This is a genomic window from Variovorax gracilis (genome assembly GCF_030317115.1).
In the GTDB taxonomy this organism is placed as follows: domain Bacteria; phylum Pseudomonadota; class Gammaproteobacteria; order Burkholderiales; family Burkholderiaceae_C; genus Variovorax; species Variovorax gracilis.
This window is the reverse complement of sequence record NZ_JASZYF010000001.1, coordinates 79,673-98,222: the sequence shown is the minus strand read 5'-3', so window position 1 is coordinate 98,222 and position 18,550 is coordinate 79,673. Positions and strand designations below refer to the sequence as shown.

Annotated in this window: 20 protein-coding genes and 1 pseudogene; 7 read left to right on the top strand and 14 right to left on the bottom strand. The window is 65.8% G+C overall.

Annotation, left to right across the window (positions count from 1 at the left end; all coding sequences use genetic code 11):
* The first annotated feature begins 1 nt into the window (after nt 1).
* Complete coding sequence (locus QTH97_RS00500) at nt 2-835, top strand: ABC transporter permease (RefSeq protein WP_286566008.1); 834 nt, start codon at nt 2-4, stop codon at nt 833-835.
* A 33-nt stretch (nt 836-868) separates the two neighbouring features.
* Here the strand turns inward: QTH97_RS00500 and QTH97_RS00495 are convergent, their stop codons facing one another.
* Together QTH97_RS00495 and gloB are read right to left on the bottom strand one after the other, a co-directional pair.
* Nucleotides 869-2,443: a transglycosylase SLT domain-containing protein gene (locus tag QTH97_RS00495; protein WP_286566007.1), complete on the bottom strand. Its 1,575-nt coding sequence runs from the start codon at nt 2,441-2,443 to the stop codon at nt 869-871.
* Complete coding sequence (gene gloB, locus QTH97_RS00490; protein ID WP_286566006.1) at nt 2,440-3,237, bottom strand: hydroxyacylglutathione hydrolase; 798 nt, start codon at nt 3,235-3,237, stop codon at nt 2,440-2,442. Before gloB ends, QTH97_RS00495 begins: the two co-directional genes overlap by 4 nt.
* Between gloB and QTH97_RS00485 the strand changes: the two genes are divergently transcribed.
* Both QTH97_RS00485 and rnhA read left to right on the top strand, forming a co-directional pair.
* Nucleotides 3,236-4,024 (top strand): class I SAM-dependent methyltransferase, encoded by a 789-nt coding sequence (locus tag QTH97_RS00485; RefSeq protein WP_286566005.1) that lies wholly within the window; start codon nt 3,236-3,238, stop codon nt 4,022-4,024. The genes gloB and QTH97_RS00485 overlap by 2 nt on opposite strands.
* On the top strand, nt 4,021-4,470 hold the full coding sequence (rnhA, locus tag QTH97_RS00480; RefSeq protein WP_286566004.1) for a ribonuclease HI: 450 nt from the start codon (nt 4,021-4,023) through the stop codon (nt 4,468-4,470). The genes QTH97_RS00485 and rnhA overlap by 4 nt, the downstream gene beginning before the upstream one ends.
* A 19-nt stretch (nt 4,471-4,489) precedes the next feature.
* Here rnhA and QTH97_RS00475 read toward each other — a convergent pair whose 3' ends face one another.
* The 7 genes from QTH97_RS00475 to QTH97_RS00445 form a co-directional block, all read right to left on the bottom strand.
* Nucleotides 4,490-4,972, bottom strand: a complete 483-nt coding sequence (locus tag QTH97_RS00475) for a Crp/Fnr family transcriptional regulator (RefSeq protein ID WP_286566002.1) — start codon at nt 4,970-4,972, stop codon at nt 4,490-4,492.
* Nucleotides 4,973-5,002: 30 nt separating this feature from the next.
* Nucleotides 5,003-6,319 (bottom strand): molybdopterin molybdotransferase MoeA, encoded by a 1,317-nt coding sequence (gene moeA, locus QTH97_RS00470; RefSeq protein WP_286566001.1) that lies wholly within the window; start codon nt 6,317-6,319, stop codon nt 5,003-5,005.
* A gap of 15 nt (nt 6,320-6,334) precedes the next feature.
* Nucleotides 6,335-6,985, bottom strand: a complete 651-nt coding sequence (gene mobA, locus QTH97_RS00465) for a molybdenum cofactor guanylyltransferase MobA (protein WP_286566000.1) — start codon at nt 6,983-6,985, stop codon at nt 6,335-6,337.
* Entirely contained in the window at nt 6,982-8,100 is a 1,119-nt protein-coding gene (gene moaA / locus QTH97_RS00460; protein ID WP_286565999.1) for a GTP 3',8-cyclase MoaA, read from the bottom strand. Before moaA ends, mobA begins: the two co-directional genes overlap by 4 nt.
* A gap of 70 nt (nt 8,101-8,170) precedes the next feature.
* Nucleotides 8,171-8,932 carry an SDR family oxidoreductase gene (locus QTH97_RS00455; RefSeq protein ID WP_286565998.1) on the bottom strand — a complete coding sequence of 254 codons (762 nt, stop codon included), beginning with the start codon at nt 8,930-8,932 and terminating at the stop codon, nt 8,171-8,173.
* Nucleotides 8,933-8,967: 35 nt separating this feature from the next.
* Nucleotides 8,968-10,401, bottom strand: a complete 1,434-nt coding sequence (locus QTH97_RS00450; RefSeq protein ID WP_286565997.1) for an aldehyde dehydrogenase family protein — start codon at nt 10,399-10,401, stop codon at nt 8,968-8,970.
* 48 nt (nt 10,402-10,449) lie between these two features.
* The gene (locus tag QTH97_RS00445; RefSeq protein WP_444813376.1) at nt 10,450-11,001 is read right to left on the bottom strand and encodes a peroxiredoxin; all 552 of its coding nucleotides are present in this window, start codon (nt 10,999-11,001) and stop codon (nt 10,450-10,452) included.
* Nucleotides 11,002-11,118: 117 nt separating this feature from the next.
* Between QTH97_RS00445 and QTH97_RS00440 the strand changes: the two genes are divergently transcribed.
* The 4 genes from QTH97_RS00440 (at nt 11,119) to QTH97_RS00425 (ending at nt 14,142) form a co-directional block, all read left to right on the top strand.
* Nucleotides 11,119-12,696: a phospholipase D family protein gene (locus QTH97_RS00440; RefSeq protein WP_286565994.1), complete on the top strand. Its 1,578-nt coding sequence runs from the start codon at nt 11,119-11,121 to the stop codon at nt 12,694-12,696.
* A gap of 64 nt (nt 12,697-12,760) precedes the next feature.
* A complete protein-coding gene (locus QTH97_RS00435; RefSeq protein ID WP_286567058.1) occupies nt 12,761-13,108 on the top strand; it encodes a hypothetical protein in 348 nt (115 codons plus the stop codon).
* Nucleotides 13,101-13,343, top strand: a complete 243-nt coding sequence (locus tag QTH97_RS00430) for a hypothetical protein (protein ID WP_286565993.1) — start codon at nt 13,101-13,103, stop codon at nt 13,341-13,343. Before QTH97_RS00435 ends, QTH97_RS00430 begins: the two co-directional genes overlap by 8 nt.
* 232 nt (nt 13,344-13,575) lie before the next feature.
* The gene (locus tag QTH97_RS00425) at nt 13,576-14,142 is read left to right on the top strand and encodes a hypothetical protein (protein WP_286565992.1); all 567 of its coding nucleotides are present in this window, start codon (nt 13,576-13,578) and stop codon (nt 14,140-14,142) included.
* Here the strand turns inward: QTH97_RS00425 and QTH97_RS00420 are convergent.
* The 5 genes and pseudogenes from QTH97_RS00420 to QTH97_RS00400 form a co-directional block, all read right to left on the bottom strand.
* The gene (locus QTH97_RS00420) at nt 14,135-14,977 is read right to left on the bottom strand and encodes a metal-dependent hydrolase (RefSeq protein ID WP_286565991.1); all 843 of its coding nucleotides are present in this window, start codon (nt 14,975-14,977) and stop codon (nt 14,135-14,137) included. The two genes, QTH97_RS00425 and QTH97_RS00420, sit on opposite strands and share 8 nt — an antisense overlap.
* Before the next feature lie 16 nt (nt 14,978-14,993).
* Nucleotides 14,994-15,272 carry a hypothetical protein gene (locus tag QTH97_RS00415; RefSeq protein WP_444813351.1) on the bottom strand — a complete coding sequence of 93 codons (279 nt, stop codon included), beginning with the start codon at nt 15,270-15,272 and terminating at the stop codon, nt 14,994-14,996.
* A gap of 29 nt (nt 15,273-15,301) precedes the next feature.
* Nucleotides 15,302-15,394: pseudogene (locus QTH97_RS00410) on the bottom strand (leucine zipper domain-containing protein); the annotation flags it as partial.
* Nucleotides 15,395-15,480: 86 nt separating this feature from the next.
* Nucleotides 15,481-15,849 carry a nuclear transport factor 2 family protein gene (locus QTH97_RS00405; RefSeq protein WP_286565990.1) on the bottom strand — a complete coding sequence of 123 codons (369 nt, stop codon included), beginning with the start codon at nt 15,847-15,849 and terminating at the stop codon, nt 15,481-15,483.
* Between the two features lie 3 nt (nt 15,850-15,852).
* On the bottom strand, nt 15,853-18,393 hold the full coding sequence (locus QTH97_RS00400; RefSeq protein ID WP_286565989.1) for a sodium-translocating pyrophosphatase: 2,541 nt from the start codon (nt 18,391-18,393) through the stop codon (nt 15,853-15,855).
* Nucleotides 18,394-18,550 lie beyond the last annotated feature (157 nt).

Genomic DNA, 18,550 nt, shown 5'->3' with positions numbered 1-18,550 from the left:
GATGAACCTTCGGCCGAGTGAAAGCAATGCGCGCTTTTGGCAGATCACGGTGCTGATCGCGCTGCTGGTGGCCTGGCACGTGGCGTCGCGCAACCAGCAGTTCGCATTCTTCCTTGGCGAGCCGATCCAGGTCGCGGGGCGGATCTGGAGCTGGTTCATGCCGATCGCCATTCCGCCGAACCCGCTGTTTCCCGACGGCCTGCCGGGCAACGCCGACATCTACCGCCACCTGGGTACGACACTGCTCGAAACCGTGCTGGCCTTCGTGATCGGCACGTTGCTAGGACTGGCTTGCGGCCTCTGGCTCGCATTGGCGCCGACTGCGAGCCTGGTCTTCGACCCCTATATCAAGGCCGCCAACTCGATGCCGCGCGTGATCCTCGCGCCGATCTTCGCGCTGTGGTTCGGGCTGGGCATCTGGAGCAAGGTGGCACTCGCAGTCACGCTGGTGTTCTTCATCGTGTTCTTCAACGTATACCAGGGCGTGCGCGAGGTGAGCCCGGTGGTGTTGGCAAACGCACGCATGCTCGGCGCGAACCAGCGGCAGTTGCTGCGCACGGTGTACCTGCCGAGTGCAACCAGCTGGGTGTTCTCTAGCCTGCACACTTCGGTCGGCCTGGCCTTCGTCGGGGCGGTGGTCGGTGAGTACCTGGGGTCGGCGCGCGGCGTCGGCTACCTGATCCTGCAGGCGGAGGGCACCTTCGACGTCAACACGGTGTTCGCGGGCATCGTGGTGCTCACGGCGTTCGCGCTGGTGCTCGACGGTATCGTCGGTGTCGTCGAAAAACGCCTCATGAAGTGGCAGCCGCGCAGCGGCGAGACCGAAAAGCTCTGAGGCCGCCGCCTGACGCAGGCCGCGGCCTTGCCTTCAGCGCTTCTTCTTTGCCGGCGTACCGCCGCGTTGCTCGCGTGCCACCTTGGTGGGCGGGCTCTTCGCCACCTTGGTGGGCGTGCTCTTCGAAACAACGCTCGTGGCCTTGAGCACCGGCGCGCCGTGCGCGCGCGTCGCTCCGGTGCCGACGTTCACCGCGCGCGCAGCCTTGACGGGCAGGTACACCACCACGCTGAACCCCTTCTGGAAGGAGTGGTTCGGCTTGACGTCATTCCATTCGGCGACGCTCGCAGGGCTCAGCTTGTAGCGGCGGGCGATGCTTGCGACACTGTCCGTACGGCCGGCCTTGACCACCGTGCGCCTCGTGACGATCTCGGGTTGGAAGCTGAGCTGTCCGGTGTCGGCGACCAGCGCCGCGACGTCCTCCTGCACGCGCGCGCCGCGCGGCACGATGAGCGTCGAGCCCGCCTTGATGAGCATCCGGGGCGGCACGTTGTTGATCGCGCGAAGATCGGTTTCGCTCATGCCGGAGCGCTGGGCCGCATCGGCCACGGTCATGGTCGAGGGCACGGTCCATGCGGTCCAACTCGCATACTGGCCCTGCGTGTAGGCCTCGAAGTTGCGTTGGAAGACCGCGGCGTTGTCCCAGGGCAGCAGGATTTCCGGCGTGCCTGCGGCCAGCAGCACCGGCTTGTGCGCAGACGGGTTGAGTGCGCGGAAATCCTCGATCTTCACGTCCGCCAGCTTGGCGGCCAGCGCCACGTCGAGGTCGCGCTTGAGCGCGACGGTCTGGAAGTAGGGGTGATTGGCGATCAGCGGCAGATCGGCGTGGTAGCGCTCCGGATTCGCCACGATGTTCTTGACCGCTTGCAGCTTGGGCACGTACATCCGCGTTTCGGCGGGCATCGTGAGGTCGCTGTAACCCGTGGGCAGGCCGGCGCGCTGGTTCTTGGCGATGGCGCGGCCCACGTTGCCTTCGCCCCAGTTGTAGGCGGCGAGGGCGAGTTGCCAATCGCCGAACATGCCGTACAGCTTCTGAAGGTAGTCGAGCGCTGCGCGCGTGGAGGCCACCACGTCGCGCCGGTCGTCGCGGAAGATGTTCTGCTTGAGATCGAAGTCGGTGCCGGTGGCCGGCATGAACTGCCACATGCCCGCCGCGCGCGCGCTGGAAACGGCCTGTGGATTGAAGGCGCTCTCGATGTAGGGCAGCAGGGCGATCTCGGTCGGCATGTTGCGGCGCTCGAGTTCCTCGACGATGTGGAAGATGTAGCGGCTCGAGCGCTCGGTCATGCGCTGCATGTAGTCGGGCCGGCTTGCATACCACTGCTCGCGGTCGCGCACGAGGTCGTTGTCCAGGTCGGGCATCTTGAAGCCGCGGCGGATCCGGTCCCACATGTCGGCGGGGGGCGCCAGGGTGACGACGGCGCGTGATTTGGCCTCGCCGTTCGCGTCACCGGAAGTGATCGGCTTGAGCGCTCCACGCGGATAGACGGGCGTGGCGCTGCCGGACGCGGCGCTCGACGCCTCGTTGGCGGGCGAGGGGCCCGTACCGGTGGCGCAGCCTGCGAGAAAGAGGGAGCCCGCAAGGCAGGCGGCAACGATAAATTTCATCGAAAGTCGTTTTTCCATTGACGCAGCGCGGCGAACACCTCGGTCTCCGCGGCCTGGGCAGAAAGGCCGGCGTGAGCGTGGACCGCTCGACTGACAGTGGCTTCGCGGCTGCGAAGAAAGGGATTGATGAGGCGCTCGGTCGATAGCTGCGAAGGCAGGGTCGGTTCGCCGCGCGCGCGCAGTGCTTCGCACTGCATCATGTACTGAGCGAGATCGGCGTTGCCCGGTTCCACCGCGCGCGCGAATCTCAGGTTGGCAAGTGTGTATTCGTGGGTGCAGCATACGCGGGTATTGCCCGGCAGCGCGGCGAGCGCGTCGAGCGAGGCCAGCATTTGCGCGGGCGTACCTTCGAAAAGGCGGCCACAGCCGCCCGAAAACAGCGTGTCACCGCAAAAGATCAGGGGAACAAGATCGCCCGCTGCGGCATTGCGGGGATCGGCCGGCAGAAAGTACGCGATATGGCCGGCCGTATGGCCAGGGACGTCGATCACTTCGAAGCGCAGTCCGAGGACCTCGGCATGGTCCCCGTGCGCCAGGCGTGCGTACGGCTCCGGAATGCGCTCGCGGGCAGGGCCGAAGACCGGCGCACCGGTGGCTTCGTGCAACGCTGCCACGCCACCCGTGTGATCGGCATGATGGTGCGTGACTAGAATCGCGGCCAGTTGCAGATTGCCACGCTCCAGTGCATCAAACACCGGCTGGGCGTCCCCTGGGTCGACCACGATCGCGTTGCGCCCGTCCTGCAGCATCCAGATGTAGTTGTCGGCAAAAGCGGGCAGCGGAACGAGGGTCATGAGCGGTCAAATTATAGGTTTGCATGATTGGTTCGAGACCCCCCCAGGCCGCTATCTGCTGGCTTGGGAGCAGGCGCAGTTCGACCAGGCGGTGGCCGATGTGTTCGGCTACCACGCGCTGCAGCTGGGCCTGGCCGAGATCGAGGGGCTTCGGACCAACCGCATGCCGCATCGCTGGCTGGCCTTGTCCGACCCCGCGATGCCGGTGCGGAGCGCGCTGGTGACCGACTTCTCGGCCTTGCCTTTCCCCGCCAACAGCCTCGACCTGGTCGTGCTGCCGCACACGCTCGAGCTGAGCCCCGATCCGCATGCGACGCTGCGCGAGGTCGAGCGGGTGCTGCTGCCCGAAGGCCGGGTCGTCATATGCGGCCTGAACCCGGCGAGCCTGTGGGGCATGCGACAGCGCCGGGCGCACCTGTACCGTAGGCTCGGCTTCGGCGAACTCTTCCTGCCGGAGGCCGGCGACTTCATCGGCTACCGGCGCATGCGCGACTGGCTGCGGCTGCTGAGCTTCGAGGTTGAATCGGGACGCTTCGGCGTCTATCGCCCGGCGGTGCGCAGCGAGGCGTGGTTGGACCGCTGCCGCTGGTTCGACAACGCCGGCGAGCGCTGGTGGCCCATTTTCGGCGCCGTTTATTTTCTGGTGGCGGTCAAGCGGGTGCGCGGGCTGCGGCTACTGAGCGCCGACTGGCGTCGAGCCGCCTCGCGCGCCAGCGCCCCCGTCCCGATCGCGGGCAAGATGCACCGCGACACCACTCATCGACAGCAAGAAGGAAACGGTTTTTGAACGAAGTACAGATCTACACCGACGGCGCATGCAAGGGAAACCCCGGTCCGGGAGGCTGGGGCGCATGGCTCAAGTCGGGCGCCACCGAGAAGGAGCTTTTCGGCGGCGAACTCAACACCACCAACAACCGCATGGAACTGCAGGCGGTCATCGAAGGACTGGGTGCGCTCAAGCGCCCGTGCAAGGTCACGCTCTACCTTGACAGCCAGTACGTGCGGATGGGCATCACGGAATGGATCCGAGGCTGGAAGGCCAAGGGTTGGCGCACCTCGACCAAGCAGCCGGTCAAGAACGTGGAGTTGTGGCAGCAACTCGACAAGCTGGTGGCTGAAGGTGGCCACCAGATCGAATGGCGCTGGGTCAAGGGTCACTCGGGCGATCCGGGCAACGAGCGGGCGGATGCGCTGGCCAACAAGGGCGTGGAGAAGGCGTTGGGCCGGATCTGAGTCCGTCCGAAGGGGCGTGTCAGATCCGCTCGGGCGTCTCCAGCGTCTCGCCCATGCTGGCGCGGAACAGCAGGTCGTCCGTGATTCGGAGGCGCCGGCTCATTTCTCGGCCGATGTTCATCTGGATCAGCGCAAACTGCTCGACATCGCGCTCGAACAGCCGGTAGAGGTTGGCCGACGAGAGTTCGATGGCGCTGCAATCTTCCTCGGCACGGACCGAGGCGCTGCGCGGGAAAAGATCCAGCAGGGCCATTTCGCCGAAACAGTCTCCCCGGCCGAGCCGTCGCAGCAGCAGATCGTGGCCTCGCCAGCTCTTGCATACGGTGACGCGCCCATTCTCGAGCACATACATCCCGCTGGCCGGATCGTTTTCGTGAAAGAAGAAGCCACCGGCCGGAACCTTGACTACCGGTGCCGGTGCCAGCAGGAACTCGATGGTCTCCGCGCCGATGGCGCCGAAGATGGGCATCTGCTGCATCAACTCGATTCTGGCTGCGAGCATCGCAACTCCTGGGGTCGGGGTCGACGGACCTTACACCACGCCGTCGAACATCATCACGTCGACCGGGTCGCCCGCGGCGACGCTGCCTTGATCGTGGTGCAGCACGACCAGGCCATTGGCCTCGACCATGGAACTCAGCACACCGGAGCCCTGGTTGCCGGCGATGCGTACTTGGGGTAGCGCCCCCGGCACGGCCTGTACTCGGCCGCGCTGGTATTCGGTGCGACCGGGCTTCTTGCGGATCGCATCGACGCTCGTGGCGCGCAGCAGGGGCGGCGCCGCGGAGCATGTGGCGTTGCAGCCCATCATGCGCAGGAGGGCGGGGCGCACGAAGGCGAGGAAGGTGACCATCACCGCGACCGGATTGCCGGGAAGGCCAAAGAGCACCGCAGGTCCGCGTGCATCGCTTTCCGTCGGAATCAGGCCGACGGCCATGGGCCGGCCGGGCCGCATGGCGACTCGCCAGAATGCCATGTCGCCGAGCCGCTGCATCACGGCGCGGGTGTGGTCGGCTTCACCGACGCTCACGCCACCGCTGGTGATGATGGCGTCGGCCTCGCTGGCGGCGCGGCGCAATGCGGCTTCGAGCGATGCCGGGTCGTCTCGAACCAGCCCGAGATCGATCACTTCGCAACTCAGTCGCGTGAGCAAGCCGAAGACGGTGTAGCGGTTGCTGTCGAACACCGCACCTTCGCGCGGCACCTCGCCCAGGCTCAGGATCTCGTCGCCGGTGGAAAAGTAGGCGACGCGCAGGCGGCGCATCACCGGCACCATCGGCAGCCCGAGGCTGGCGACCATGCCCAACGCGGCGGGTGAGACGATTTCGCCGCGCTCCAGGGCGGGCGTGCCTTGCATCAGGTCTTCGCCGGCAAAGCGGCGGTTGTCGCCGCGGCGCAATGCGCCGGCCGGAAAGCGCACGGTATCGCCTTCGACCTGGCAAAACTCCTGCGGAATGACCGTGTCGAGTCCGGCCGGCATCATCGCGCCGGTCATGATCTTCACGGCGTCACCGACGGCCAGCTCGCCGCGCCAGGCGGCGCCGGCAAGCGCCGTGCCCACCACGCGCAGGCTGATCGACGCGTCGCTGCCGGCAGGGGCGGCATCGAGCAATGCGCCGTCGAATGCGAATCCGTCCATGGCCGAGTTGTCGTGCGGCGGCACACTCACCGGAGAGATGATGTCCTCCGCCAGCACGCGGCCCAGCGCGTCGCGCAGCGCGATGCGTTCGCCTTGCTTGACGATGGCGGGCTCGGCCAGGCGGGCCAGGAAGGCTTGCACGGCATCGACGCCGAGGGCCTTGGGGTCGTAGCCGGCCAATGCGGCGGCGATGTCGGCAATGCGGCTCATGTGGAGAGAAAGAAATCAGGGGCGCTGGCCTTCGAGGGCGTGCAGTTCAGCGAGGGTGTTCGCATTGAAGAACGCGTCTGGCGCGTCGCCGGGCCGATCGAAGGGCACCAGGACCGTTCGGTGCTGCGCGGTCCACTTGTCGATCTTGCGGCCACCGCCTTGCGTGAATCGCACCAGGCTTTCAAGCAGGGTGGTGCGTAGGAGGCAGAACACGGGTTGAGGACGCAACTCGGTCGCGCCGCCGGGTTCGTCGGCGGCTTCCTGTGCATTGACCATGGCGATCTCGGCGTCGTCGGCCGCCAGGGCATCGGCCAGACGGCTGGCAAGATCGAGCGGGAACAGTGGCGTGTCGCAGGGCACGGTCAGCAGATAGGGGGTTTCGCAGCGCTCCAGGCCGGTCAGGAAGCCCGCGAGCGGGCCCGCATAGTCCGCCAGGCCGTCCGGCCAGACCGGCACGCCGAAGGATTCGTAGGCCGACAGGTTGCGGTTGGCGTTGACCATCATCTCTCCAACCTGCATGCCGAGTCGCAGCACCGCATTCAGCGCGAGCGGCGTTCCGTTGAAATTCTGCAGGCCCTTGTCGACGCCGCCCATGCGCGAACCACGCCCCCCGGCGAGCACGAGCCCGGTGATATCGCTGGCTGCGATGGCGTTCGGTGCGCTCATCCGCCGATGTAGCTCATTTCGACGCGGCGCGGCGCGCCTGCATCGGTGTCGGGCTCGCGCGATGCGCGAAGCTCCGAGTAGCGGTCGGTGCGGCCCTGCCAGATATGGCCGATCTCGGACGTGATCTGCGCATCGTCGGCACCGCCGCGCAGCAGGGGGCGCAGGTCATAGCCGGTGCTGGCGAAGAGGCACAGGTAGAGTTTGCCCTCGGTCGACAGGCGTGCCCTGCTGCAGTCGTGGCAAAAGGCCTGGGTCACGCTGCTGATCACGCCGATCTCACCGCCGCCGTCCGCGTAGGCCCAGCGCTGCGCCGTTTCACCCGGCGCGCTGGCTTCGAGGGGCGCGAGCGGGAATTCCTCGGCGATGCGACGAATCACCTCGGCCGAGGGCAGGACTTCGTCCATGCGCCAGCCGTTGGTCGCGCCCACGTCCATGTATTCGATGAAGCGCAGCACCACGCCCGTGCCGCGGAAGTGCCGCGCCATCGGGATGATTTCCTGCTCGTTCGTACCGCGCTTGACGACCATGTTGACCTTGATCGGGCCAAGCCCGGCAGCCTGCGCGGCCTCGATGCCCGCGAGCACTTCGGCGACCGGAAAGTCGACGTCGTTCATGCTGCGGAACACGGTGTCGTCCAGGCCGTCGAGGCTGACGGTCACGCGCTGGAGGCCGGCGGCCTTGAGTGCGGCAGCCTTGCGCTTGAGCAAAGATCCATTGGTCGTCAGCGTGAGATCAAGCGGTTGGCCGTCCGGTGTTCGCAGTGCAGCGAGTTGTTCGATCAGCACTTCGAGGTTCTTGCGCAGCAGTGGTTCGCCGCCGGTGAGGCGGACCTTGTGCACGCCGTGCGACGCAAAGATGCGCGCGAGTCGCGTGATTTCCTCGAAGCTCAGCAATGCGCTGTGCGGCAGGTACTGATAGTCCTTGTCGAAAACTTCCTTCGGCATGCAATAGCTGCAGCGGAAGTTGCAGCGGTCGGTCACGCTGATGCGCAGGTCGGTCAGCGGACGGGCCAGCCGGTCGAGCAATACGCCCGTGGCCGGAACCACGCGCCCGGCCGAATCCGTCGTGCGACGGACGCGACCGATCTCGGAGACAGGGACGACATGCTTGCTCATGGGGTGGAGCAATTTAACCTATCGCCCGGCCGGACGGCCATTCGGGGTTACATGACCACGGCGGCGTCAGCTACACGCACCGTGCACCGTCCACCTCGATGCAGACGCCGCTGATGAACGATGCCTCGTCGCTCGCGAGGTACAGCGCGGCATTGGCGACGTCGAGCGCGGTCGAGAAGCGTCCGAGCGGGATGGTGGCGCGGAACTTGGCCTTGCGTTCCTCGGTGACGGGGCCGCCGGCGAACTCGGCAGCCAGACCGGTGTCGGGATTGAAGACCGGGTTGATGCAGTTCACGCGGATGTTGTCCGGGCCGAGTTCGGCGGCGAGCGACTTGCTGGTGGTGATCACCGCGCCCTTCGAACCGTTGTACCAGGTGAGGCCTGGGCGCGGACGCACGCCCGCGGTCGATGCGATGTTGATGAACGACCCGCCGCCATTGGCGCGGAACGCCGGCACCGCATGGAGGGTCGACAGGTAGATGCTCTTCACGTTGACCGAATAGCAGCGGTCGAATTCGTCCTCGCTCACTTCGAGCGCGGGGCGGTTGCGGTGTGTCCAGCCGGCGTTGTTGACCATCACGTCGAGCTTGCCGTGGCGCTCGATCGCAGCCTCGACCAGCGCCTTGACCTCGGTCGACTTCGTGACGTCCGCCGCGAAGAAGGAAGCGCGGCCGCCGTCGCGCAGGATGGCCTCGACCACCTGTTCTCCGAGCGCCGTGTTGATGTCGTTCACGACGACTTGCGCACCCTCGGCCGCCAGCCGCTTCGCGATGCCTTCGCCGATACCCCCGCCGGCGCCTGTCACGATGATGGATTTGTCCTTGACTCGCATGATCTTGTCTCCGTAAGGTATGAATGTGATGTGGGTCAGCCGTGCTTGATGGCGACCGTCTTGAGCGTCGTGAAGCCGTACAGGGCCTCGAAGCCCTTTTCGCGCCCATAGCCCGAGGACTTGACGCCGCCGAAGGGCAGTTCCACGCCGCCGCCCGCGCCGTAGTTGTTGATGAACACCTGCCCGCTCTTGACGCGCTTGGCCAGGCGAAACTGGCGCGCGCCGTTGTTCGTCCAGATGCCGGCGACCAGGCCGAACTGCGTGGCGTTGGCGAGCGCCACCGCCTCGTCCTCGTCGCGGAACGACATCGCGGCCAGGACCGGGCCGAAGACTTCCTCCTGTGCGAGGCGGTGGTTCACCGGCACGTCGCGCAGCAGCGTGGGCGCCTGGTAGAAGCCGGTTTCGGGCGCCTCGTCGACCACCACGCCGGTCGCCACCATCGGGATGCCCGCAACCTGGGCGTCGGACAAGAAGTCCCAGACGCGCTGCTGCTGGGTCTGGCGAATGAGCGGGCCGACGTCCAGGTCCATCGCCGCGGGGCCGACACGCAGCGCCTCGAAGGCGTGGCCGAGGCGTTCGAGCAGCGGCTCGTAGATGCTTTGCTCGATCAGCACGCGCGAGCCTGCCGAGCAGGTCTGGCCGGCGTTCTGCACGATCGCATTGATCAACACGGGAATGGCGGCGCTGAGTTCGGCGTCGGCGAAGATGATCTGCGGACTCTTGCCGCCCAGTTCCAGCGTGACGGGGCAATGCCGCTCGGCCGCGACCTGCTGGATCAGCGTGCCCACCTTGGGACTGCCGGTGAAGCTGATGTGGTCGATGCCCTCGTGACGAGCGAGCGAGTCGCCGACTTCATGGCCGTAGCCGGTCACGATGTTGATCGCGCCGGCCGGGAAGCCGACCTCGGCCGCTAACTGGGCCACGCGGATCAGCGAGAGGCAGGCGTCTTCCGACGGCTTCACCACGCACACGTTGCCCGCGGCCAACGCGCCGCCCACGCTACGCCCGAAGATCTGCATCGGGTAGTTCCACGGAATGATGTGGCCGGTGACGCCGTGCGGTTCGCGCCAGGTGAAGACGCTGTAGCCGTCCTGGTAAGGGATGGTCTCGCCGTGCAGCTTGTCGCAGGCGCCCGCGTAGAACTCGAAATAGCGCACCAGCGCCAGCGCGTCGGCACGTGCCTGCTTGACCGGCTTGCCGCAGTCGCGCTGCTCGATGAGGGCGAGTTCGTCCACGTGCTCGGCGATTTTCTGCGAGAGCCTGTAGAGCAGCCTGCCGCGATCGGCCGCGCTGAGCTTGTGCCAGGTCGTCTCGAAGCACTGGCGCGCCGCCCGCACCGCGGCATCGATGTCGGCCGCATTGCTGCGTTGCAGTTCGTCGAAGGTCTGACCGTCGGAGGGGTCGATCACCGGCAGCGTGCGGCCGGACGAAGAAGCAACGCTTTCGTTGCCGATGTAGTTGAGTTGCATGGGGGAAATCTTAGCGACCTCCCGCGACCTCACCGGGTCGATCGTTGACTAGCGCGCAGCCGTCGCCTTTGGCAGGGCGCGCAGCGCATTCAGCATGCGCTCGACGTGCTTGTCCGGATTCAGGTTCTGGTAGAAGTACGCGACGTTGCCGTTGGGCGCGATCACGTAAGAGAGACGGTTGGCGAAATCGGGCCGCGTCTGCATCACCGCATCGAAACCCTGGATGACTGTCTTGGACTGGTCGGACGCTACGGGGAAACGGCTCTGGCAAGCCTTGACCGAGAACTTCGCGAGCGTGTCGATATCGTCGGCGGATACACCGATGACCGTGGCACCCAGGGCGGTGAACTGGTCGATGGCTTCGGCAAAGGCGTGTGCTTCGATGGAGCAGTCGCTGGAGTCCGCCGCGGGGAAGAAATACACCACCACCGGTCCCTTGACGAGCGCCTCGGCGAGAGAGTAGCGGAAGGTCTTGCCGCCGAGTGCCGCCGTGGCGGTGAACTTCGGCACCGGGTCGCCGATGTCGAGCGCGGCGGCGGCGGGTGTCGCCATGGTCACTGCCCCAGCAAGCAAGGTCGCGCGAGCGAAGATCGATAGCATCATGATGTAACCCCGGGTGACGGCGCTTCGAATTCTAGGACCGGAGGTCGCACTGCGCGAGGCTGAACCGAGGGTAGCCAAGCGCGCATCTGGACCGGATCAACGAGGGAACACGACATGAAACCAGGCGCGATTCGCCTGCTGCGATGGGGGCTGATGCTTGCTGCGATCGCGTTGCTGGGCGCCTGCGGCTCGCTGCCGGTGGCCCCCGAGCGGCCAGTGGAAGTCGCGACACGGCCCGATGCGGCGACCGCGCTGGCGAAGATCGCGGCCGATTCCACTCCGCCCGGTGAGCACTCCGGCTTTCGCCTGATGCCACTGGGCGTGTATTCGCTCGATGCACGCATTCAACTCGCGAAGCGGGCACAGGTGTCGCTTGTCGTCCAGTATTACCAGCTCGAGAACGACGCCACTGGCCGGCTGCTGATGCGCGCCCTGCGGGAGGCCGCGGCGCGCGGTGTGAGGGTGCGCCTGCTGGTGGACGACCTCTATACCGCCAAGAGCCAGCAGCCGCTGCTCGCGCTCGCGCAGACGCCGAATGTGGAGGTGAGGCTCTTCAATCCGTTCTGCTGCGGGCGCGATGGCTTCGTGTCGCGCTTCGCGGCGTCGCCGCACGAGATCGTGCGGCTCAACCACCGCATGCACAACAAGCTTTTCATTGCTGATGGCGTCATGGCGGTGGTGGGCGGCCGCAACATTGCGGACGAGTACTTCGTTCTCAGCGAAGCGCAGAACTTCATCGACATGGATGCGCTGGTGGTCGGCAAGGTCGTGACGGAACTCGAGCTGATCTTCGACGCCTACTGGAATGCCGAGCAGGTGTGGCCGATCCAGGAAATCGTGAAAGGCGAGGGCGGCCGGAAGCCCGCGCCGGATGATTTCGACAACTGGATCGGCATGAGTTCGATGCCGCCCAGGATCGAGCTGCCGCCCTCCGACATCCTCGGTTATGGGCCCATTGGCGAAGAACTGGATGCCGGGCGCATGGGCCTGCTGTGGGGCGAGGCGCATGCCGTCGCCGATCCGCCGAGCAAGCCCAAGTACATGACTGCGGACGAAGCGCTGTCCACCAGCGTGACCATGAAGGTCTGGGAACTGCTCCTCGACGCGAAGAACGAGGTGGACCTGACTTCGCCCTACCTCGTGCCCGGCGAAAAGGGGATGGCTGCCTTCGACGATCTTTCCCGGCGCAAGGTCAAGCTGACCTTGCTCACCAACTCGCTGGCCGCCAATGACGAGCCGCTGGTGCATACGGGCTATGTCCGCTATCGCCAGCGGCTGCTCCTCAGCGGCGCGGATCTCTACGAACTGAGTCCGGCGCGGACCACGGCCAACGAACGATTCGGCTCCTTCGGCACCTCGCTGGGGCGCCTGCATGCCAAGACGGCGGCCATCGACCGGCAGCGTGTCTTCATCGGCTCGATGAACCTGGACCCACGCTCCGCGACGCAAAACACTGAAATGGGGGTGGTGGTCGACAGCCCGCAGCTCGCGCGGGAGATGCTTCGGGTGATCAACATCAGCAAGTTCCAGAACTCTTACCGCCTACGCCTGTCAAAGGAAAGTGGCACGGTCGAATGGCTCACCACTGATGGCGAGAAGGAGATCATCTTGACCGTCGAACCGGAATCAGGCTTCCTCTTGCGCTTCTACAACAAGCTGATTGCGCCGATCGTTCCTGAAATGCTGTTGTAATCCCAGGTTGGTGCAGCTGCCAGCTTCCCCTTGCAATTTCCCTCTATCGCCCCACATGCTGCCCATGAACGCTACCCACACTCCTGCGCACAAGACCGATCTGGCTGTGACGCATGTGCTCGCCCAACTCCTCGAGAGGCTCGAGCACAGCGCCGTGCCGGTGGGCGCCGAGCAATACCGGTCCGTCGTGATGCACCTGGTCAATGAATTCCGCGATGTGGAGCCCGGCGCCCAGCTCGGCCAATTGCTGGACGCCTATCCTGCCGCCGCCGAGGTGTACGAAAACATGAACTACCAATATGCCGGGCTCTGCCGCTCGGCCCTGGACTCGTCTTTGTCGGCTGAAATGGCCGCCAAGTCCGCAATCGAGCGCGCGATGCACGGCGCCGGACCGGAAGCCTCGCATGAGTAAGGCCGAGGTCAAGACGGCTGTCGTTGCGGACGGCCTCCGCTACAAGGCCAAGGCGCCGGGGTCGCCGTTCCGCGCCTCCGCGTCGTTCAGCGGCGCGACGATGTCCTGTTTCATGTGCGGCAAGCATCGCGTGCGTTCGCAGATGCGCACGCGGCAGCTGCTGGGCAAGTCGCAAACGGTCTGCGCGCCGTCGTGCAAGGCGCTCGACGAATTGGTGGAGTCCGGGGGCGCCTGATCCCCTTTCGGCGATGCCGAATTGGCGGTGCGAAGCACCACTGGAGTACCAGGATTAGTACTTCGTACCGCCTACCCATCCGGAAGAATTCGATCTACAGTTAGAAACAATTGATGCGAATAGTTGCGTCAATACAAAAGTTCTAATTCACGGTCGATTCAATGATCCGAATTCATTCGTCAACCCTTCAAGGCCTGGGTCACCGTCCGTCGCTCGCCAAAGGACGGTCCCTGTGAGCCCGCAACGTCACGTCATCATGCAGGTCGTCAAGCGCTCGGGCGGCGCGACGCACCACGTCGAGTTCTGCATGGACGACAACTTCGCCGAACGTCTGCGGCAGCTCCGTTCGCTGGTGCCTCCGCTCAACGCCCTCAACAAGCAACGGGACCTCGTCATCGACAAGGTGCGGGTGCGCATGCCCACTGCCGTCTGGCGTTGTGGCGGCGACATCGACAGCTCGGTCGAAGGGTCCTGCATCGTCATCGCGGCCGAAGGCTTCTTCAATTGCGGCGCCAAGGATCGCAAGACGAAGGAAAAGCTGGTGACCTACACCTTCCCGATTTCTCGCCTGATCGAGTTGCACATGGAGCGGCCGGCCGGCGAGACCTTCTACATCCGCGACGGGATCTTCACCAACGACGAGCCTGCCGAATCGGCCGCAGGACGTTGGGTCGCATCACTTCACGAGCTGGAAGAAATGCGCGTCCCCGAGGCGCCGTCGGACTTCGACACGCTCCAGGGTGTGCCGCTGCGCACCGAGCAAGGGGCGCTGCCGACGCACGGCATCAGCCTCAACTGAGCGCGGCATTCGCGGCCGGCGCGTCCACCCGGACGAACTGCGATGTGTTCTCGGCCAGCCAGCGCCGGGACACTGCGCTGTCCTGCTGCGAGGGGTGAAAGTCCCGCCGCAGGTAACGCCACCAGGTGCCCCAGCTTTCCCGCAGCACACCACCGCGGCCCAGCAGCAAGCGGGCGCCGCTGCGCCACGTGGAGGGCTTCCACAACACGCCCTCCCGGCGCAAGTTGGCCGCCGTCTGCCTGAAAAGATCGCCCAGGAAGATCAGGGTGACCCGGCGGAACCAGCGGACGCGCCAATCATGCGAGCCTCCGATGGCCTGATAAACGTCGAAGGCGGTGTTCTTGTGCTCGAGCTCTTCGGCGCTGTGCCAAAGCCACATCGTCCTCAGGCGCGGCTCGGCACCGTCCAGCAACTGGGGATGCGACAGCAGCCATTCGGCGAACATGGCCGTGAAATGTTCGGTGGCGGCGGTAATGGCGACGGCGTGACGCGGGTCAGCCTCGGCCAGCGGCTGCATGCGCTGCATGGCGCGGGGCGTCCAGCCGTCTTGCAGTCCTTGCTTGTCCAGATGCGCGTTGAACAGGGCGTGAATCCGGCGGTGCGTCGCTTCCTGCCCGATGAATCCGCGAACTTCCGCCTGATGCGCCTGCCGTACTTCGGCGGGCGCATTCTGAAGCGCACGGCGCACGGCATCGATGAAGAACTGCTCGCCAAAGGGAAAGCTCATCGACAGCGCATTGAAGAAGGCGGTGGCGAAGGCGTCGCCGCCACACCAGTCGCGCGCAAATGGAGGCTGAAGATCGATCAGTAGGCGGCGTACGACAAGGTCGGTCATGGGAACTGAAAAATGGTCACGGTCGTAGATTTTCCGGATTGTGCCGCGGGTTCTGTGCGCCGGGGCGAATGCAAAGCAGCGCGGCGATGGCACTCAGGCCGAGCACGCCCAGCACGGTGAGAAGCGGAACTACCGCGGACACCGGCGCGCCCATCTGGTTGAGCCGCAGCGAGGCCTGAATCCCCGCCGTGCTCGGCACCAGCCAGCGCAGCGCCTGCAGCGGGCCCGGAAGCGCTTCCACGGGCCACGAAAAGCCCGAGAGGAAGGCCATCGGCAGCGCGGTGAACAGCAGCACCTGGAGCGCGCGTTCGCGATCCCGTACCCAGCAGCCGCCACCGTCCAGCCACGGTCCAACACCCTGTTGACCAGCAGGGCTCGACCTGCGGGAGTCAAGCGCGCATGCTTATGGCTGTTCATCCGTTCTCCTATCCTGAGTTGCTGGAGCTTGGAAACTACAGCTTCCCAGTTCCGGGACGGATGAACAACCTATTGAGACATCACAGCTAGGCGGGCTTCATCTGTGCGGGGTCGTAGAAAAACTCCTCCTGCGCAATGCGGTCGCCCTCCCAGCGTTGCCAGGCGAGTTCCTCGATGTGCATGCGGCGGCCATCCTTGCCGGTGAAGTCGAAGATCCACCGGATGACGACGTGGTCGCCGTTCACGAGCACGGGCCGCACGCATTGCGAGTCGACCGAGGCGGTGCGTGCAAGCACCGCGCGTTCGTGCGCGACCAGGACGTCGCGGCCGCGCCGCGGCTCCGACTGGTTCTCGCGCATCGTGGCGCCTTCGGTGTAGTACTCCTCGATCGCCTTGGCGTGATCGCCGCTTTCGACGGCGGCGATAAAGGCTTCGAGCGTGGCCGCCGAAGGCATGAGCTATTGCACTTTCACTTCCACCCGGCGGGCCTCCGCGGGCGGCCCGTCAGCCGTCGTCTGGGCGGGCTTGGCGAGTTCGACCTTGTCGTCCGGCACACCGGCCAGCTTGAGCGCCGCGCCCACCGCCATCGCGCGCTGCTTGGCGAGTTCGGCGTTCTTCGCGGGGTCACCCGACGCGTCGTGAAAGCCGCTCACCAGCACGCGATTGCCGCTTTGCACGGCCTTCACGATGTCGATCAATGCCTCGCTGGAGCCTGCAGGCACTTCGGCGCTGCTTGTGGCGAAGTAGAACTTGACCACGCCGCCCTCGGTCTTGATCGAGGGGCCGGTATCGGCGGCGGCCACGGGCGGAGCGGCGGGAGGGGCAACAGGTGCTGCCGCTGCGGGTGCGGGGGGCGCGACAGCCGGGGCTGCGGGTGCGGCGGGCGCCGTCACGGGCGGAGGTGGGGCGTGCGGTGCCGTTGCGCCCGCATCGCCAGCGTGGAACTTGACCACCAGCGGGACGATCAGCAGCGCCACGATATTGATGATCTTGATCAGCGGGTTCACTGCGGGGCCGGCAGTGTCCTTGTAGGGGTCGCCCACAGTGTCGCCGGTGACGGCCGCCTTGTGCGCCTCGGAGCCCTTGCCGCCGTGGTGGCCGTCCTCGATGTACTTCTTGGCGTTATCCCACGCGCCGCCGCCCGTGCACATGGAGATCGCGACGAACAGGCCGGTGACGATGGTGCCCATGAGCAGACCGCCGAGCGCCTTCGGTCCGAGCACGAGTCCGACCACGATCGGGACCACCACGGGCAGCAGCGAGGGGATCATCATTTCCTTGATCGCCGCGCCGGTCAGCATGCTCACGGCACGGCCGTATTCGGGCTTTCCGGTGCCTTCCATGATCCCGGGGATCTCGCGGAACTGGCGGCGAACTTCCTCCACCACCGAGCCGGCTGCGCGGCCCACCGCTTCCATCGCCATCGCGCCGAAGAGGTAGGGGATCAGGCCGCCGATGAAGAGGCCCACGATCACCATCGGATCGCTCAGGTTGAAGCTGATGTTGAGTCCGAAGCTTTCGAGCTTGTGCGTGTAGTCGGCAAAGAGCACCAGCGCAGCAAGCCCAGCGGAGCCGATGGCATAGCCCTTGGTGACGGCCTTGGTGGTGTTGCCGACCGCGTCGAGCGGGTCGGTGATGTCGCGCACGCTGGCCGGCAGTTCCGACATTTCGGCGATGCCGCCGGCGTTGTCGGTGATCGGACCGTAGGCGTCGAGCGCGACCACGATGCCTGCCATGCTCAACATGGCCGTTGCGGCCACGGCGATGCCGTAGAGGCCGCCGAGCATGTACGAGGCCAGGATCGCGATACACACGAAGATCACCGGCCAGGCGGTAGACCGCATCGACACGCCCAGGCCCGCAATGATATTCGTGCCATGGCCCGTGGTCGAGGCCTGCGCGATGTGACGAACCGGCGAATATTGCGTGCCGGTATAGAACTCGGTGATCCACACCAATGCCGCCGTCAGCGCCAGGCCGACGAAGCAGGCCCCGAACAGCTTCAGCTGGCTGCCCGTGGGTGCAATGGCATTGTCGGGAATCAGCCAGCTGGTCACGAACCAGAATGCGATCAGCGACAGGATGCCCGCCACGGCAAGGCCCTTGTAGAGCGCCGGCATCACGTTGACCATGCCCGGCGAAGCCTTCACGAAGAAGCAGCCGATGATCGACGCGATGATCGACACGCCACCGAGCGCCAGGGGATACATCACCGCATTCACCGGTGCCGCAGCGACCATCAGGGCGCCGAGCACCATGGTGGCGATCAGCGTCACCGCATAGGTCTCGAAGAGGTCGGCCGCCATCCCGGCGCAGTCGCCGACGTTGTCACCCACGTTGTCGGCGATCACGGCCGGGTTGCGCGGATCGTCCTCGGGGATGCCGGCTTCGACCTTGCCCACGAGGTCCGCGCCGACATCGGCACCCTTGGTGAAGATGCCACCGCCCAGACGCGCGAAGATGGAGATCAGCGACGAGCCGAAGGCAAAGCCGATCAGCGGATTGAGCAGCGTCGCCAGGCTCTTGTCCGGCGTCAGGTTGCCGTTGCCCACGAGGAACCAGTAGAAGGCCGACACGCCCAGCAGGCCCAGCCCGACCACCAGCATGCCGGTGATGGCGCCGCCGCGGAAAGCCACGTCCAGTGCCGGGCCGATGCCCTGGGTCGCGGCCTGCGCCGTGCGCACATTGGCCCGCACCGAAACGTTCATGCCGATGAACCCGCAGGCGCCCGACAGCACCGCGCCGATGATGAAGCCCACCGCAGTGGTCACGTCCAGGAAGATGCCGATGAGGATCGCCAGCACGACGCCGACTACGGCGATCGTGCGGTACTGCTTCGCGAGGTAGGCCGCGGCGCCGGTCTGGATGGCCGCCGCGATTTCCTGCATTCGAGGGTTGCCCGGGTCTTTCGAAAGAATCCAGCTGCGCGCCCAGAAACCATAGGCCACGGCCACGAGGCCGCAGACGATGGCGAGGACGAGAGGGGTGTTGCCAGTCATGCCGATGCTTCTCCAGTAGTCGTTTCGTAACTTGTGGAGACGTAAGCCTGACCTGTGCGCAACGCGTACGGGCCAGTGCTTCCGCCGCGTTGCTTCCTCGAAGCCCCGATGCCGCAAAGGCATGGGGCCGATTGGCCAACGCGGCCAATTTACAGGC

Coding starts and splice junctions, on each gene's coding strand:
- QTH97_RS00500 (WP_286566008.1), top strand. CDS start 2: ATGAACCTTCGGCCGAGTGAAAGCAATGCGCGCTTTTGGCAGATCACG.
- QTH97_RS00495 (WP_286566007.1), bottom strand. CDS start 2,443: ATGAAATTTATCGTTGCCGCCTGCCTTGCGGGCTCCCTCTTTCTCGCA.
- QTH97_RS00485 (WP_286566005.1), top strand. CDS start 3,236: ATGAGCGGTCAAATTATAGGTTTGCATGATTGGTTCGAGACCCCCCCA.
- gloB (WP_286566006.1), bottom strand. CDS start 3,237: ATGACCCTCGTTCCGCTGCCCGCTTTTGCCGACAACTACATCTGGATG.
- QTH97_RS00475 (WP_286566002.1), bottom strand. CDS start 4,972: ATGCTCGCAGCCAGAATCGAGTTGATGCAGCAGATGCCCATCTTCGGC.
- moeA (WP_286566001.1), bottom strand. CDS start 6,319: ATGAGCCGCATTGCCGACATCGCCGCCGCATTGGCCGGCTACGACCCC.
- mobA (WP_286566000.1), bottom strand. CDS start 6,985: ATGAGCGCACCGAACGCCATCGCAGCCAGCGATATCACCGGGCTCGTG.
- moaA (WP_286565999.1), bottom strand. CDS start 8,100: ATGAGCAAGCATGTCGTCCCTGTCTCCGAGATCGGTCGCGTCCGTCGC.
- QTH97_RS00455 (WP_286565998.1), bottom strand. CDS start 8,932: ATGCGAGTCAAGGACAAATCCATCATCGTGACAGGCGCCGGCGGGGGT.
- QTH97_RS00450 (WP_286565997.1), bottom strand. CDS start 10,401: ATGCAACTCAACTACATCGGCAACGAAAGCGTTGCTTCTTCGTCCGGC.
- QTH97_RS00445 (WP_444813376.1), bottom strand. CDS start 11,001: ATGCTATCGATCTTCGCTCGCGCGACCTTGCTTGCTGGGGCAGTGACC.
- QTH97_RS00440 (WP_286565994.1), top strand. CDS start 11,119: ATGAAACCAGGCGCGATTCGCCTGCTGCGATGGGGGCTGATGCTTGCT.
- QTH97_RS00435 (WP_286567058.1), top strand. CDS start 12,761: ATGAACGCTACCCACACTCCTGCGCACAAGACCGATCTGGCTGTGACG.
- QTH97_RS00430 (WP_286565993.1), top strand. CDS start 13,101: ATGAGTAAGGCCGAGGTCAAGACGGCTGTCGTTGCGGACGGCCTCCGC.
- QTH97_RS00420 (WP_286565991.1), bottom strand. CDS start 14,977: ATGACCGACCTTGTCGTACGCCGCCTACTGATCGATCTTCAGCCTCCA.
- QTH97_RS00405 (WP_286565990.1), bottom strand. CDS start 15,849: ATGCCTTCGGCGGCCACGCTCGAAGCCTTTATCGCCGCCGTCGAAAGC.
- QTH97_RS00400 (WP_286565989.1), bottom strand. CDS start 18,393: ATGACTGGCAACACCCCTCTCGTCCTCGCCATCGTCTGCGGCCTCGTG.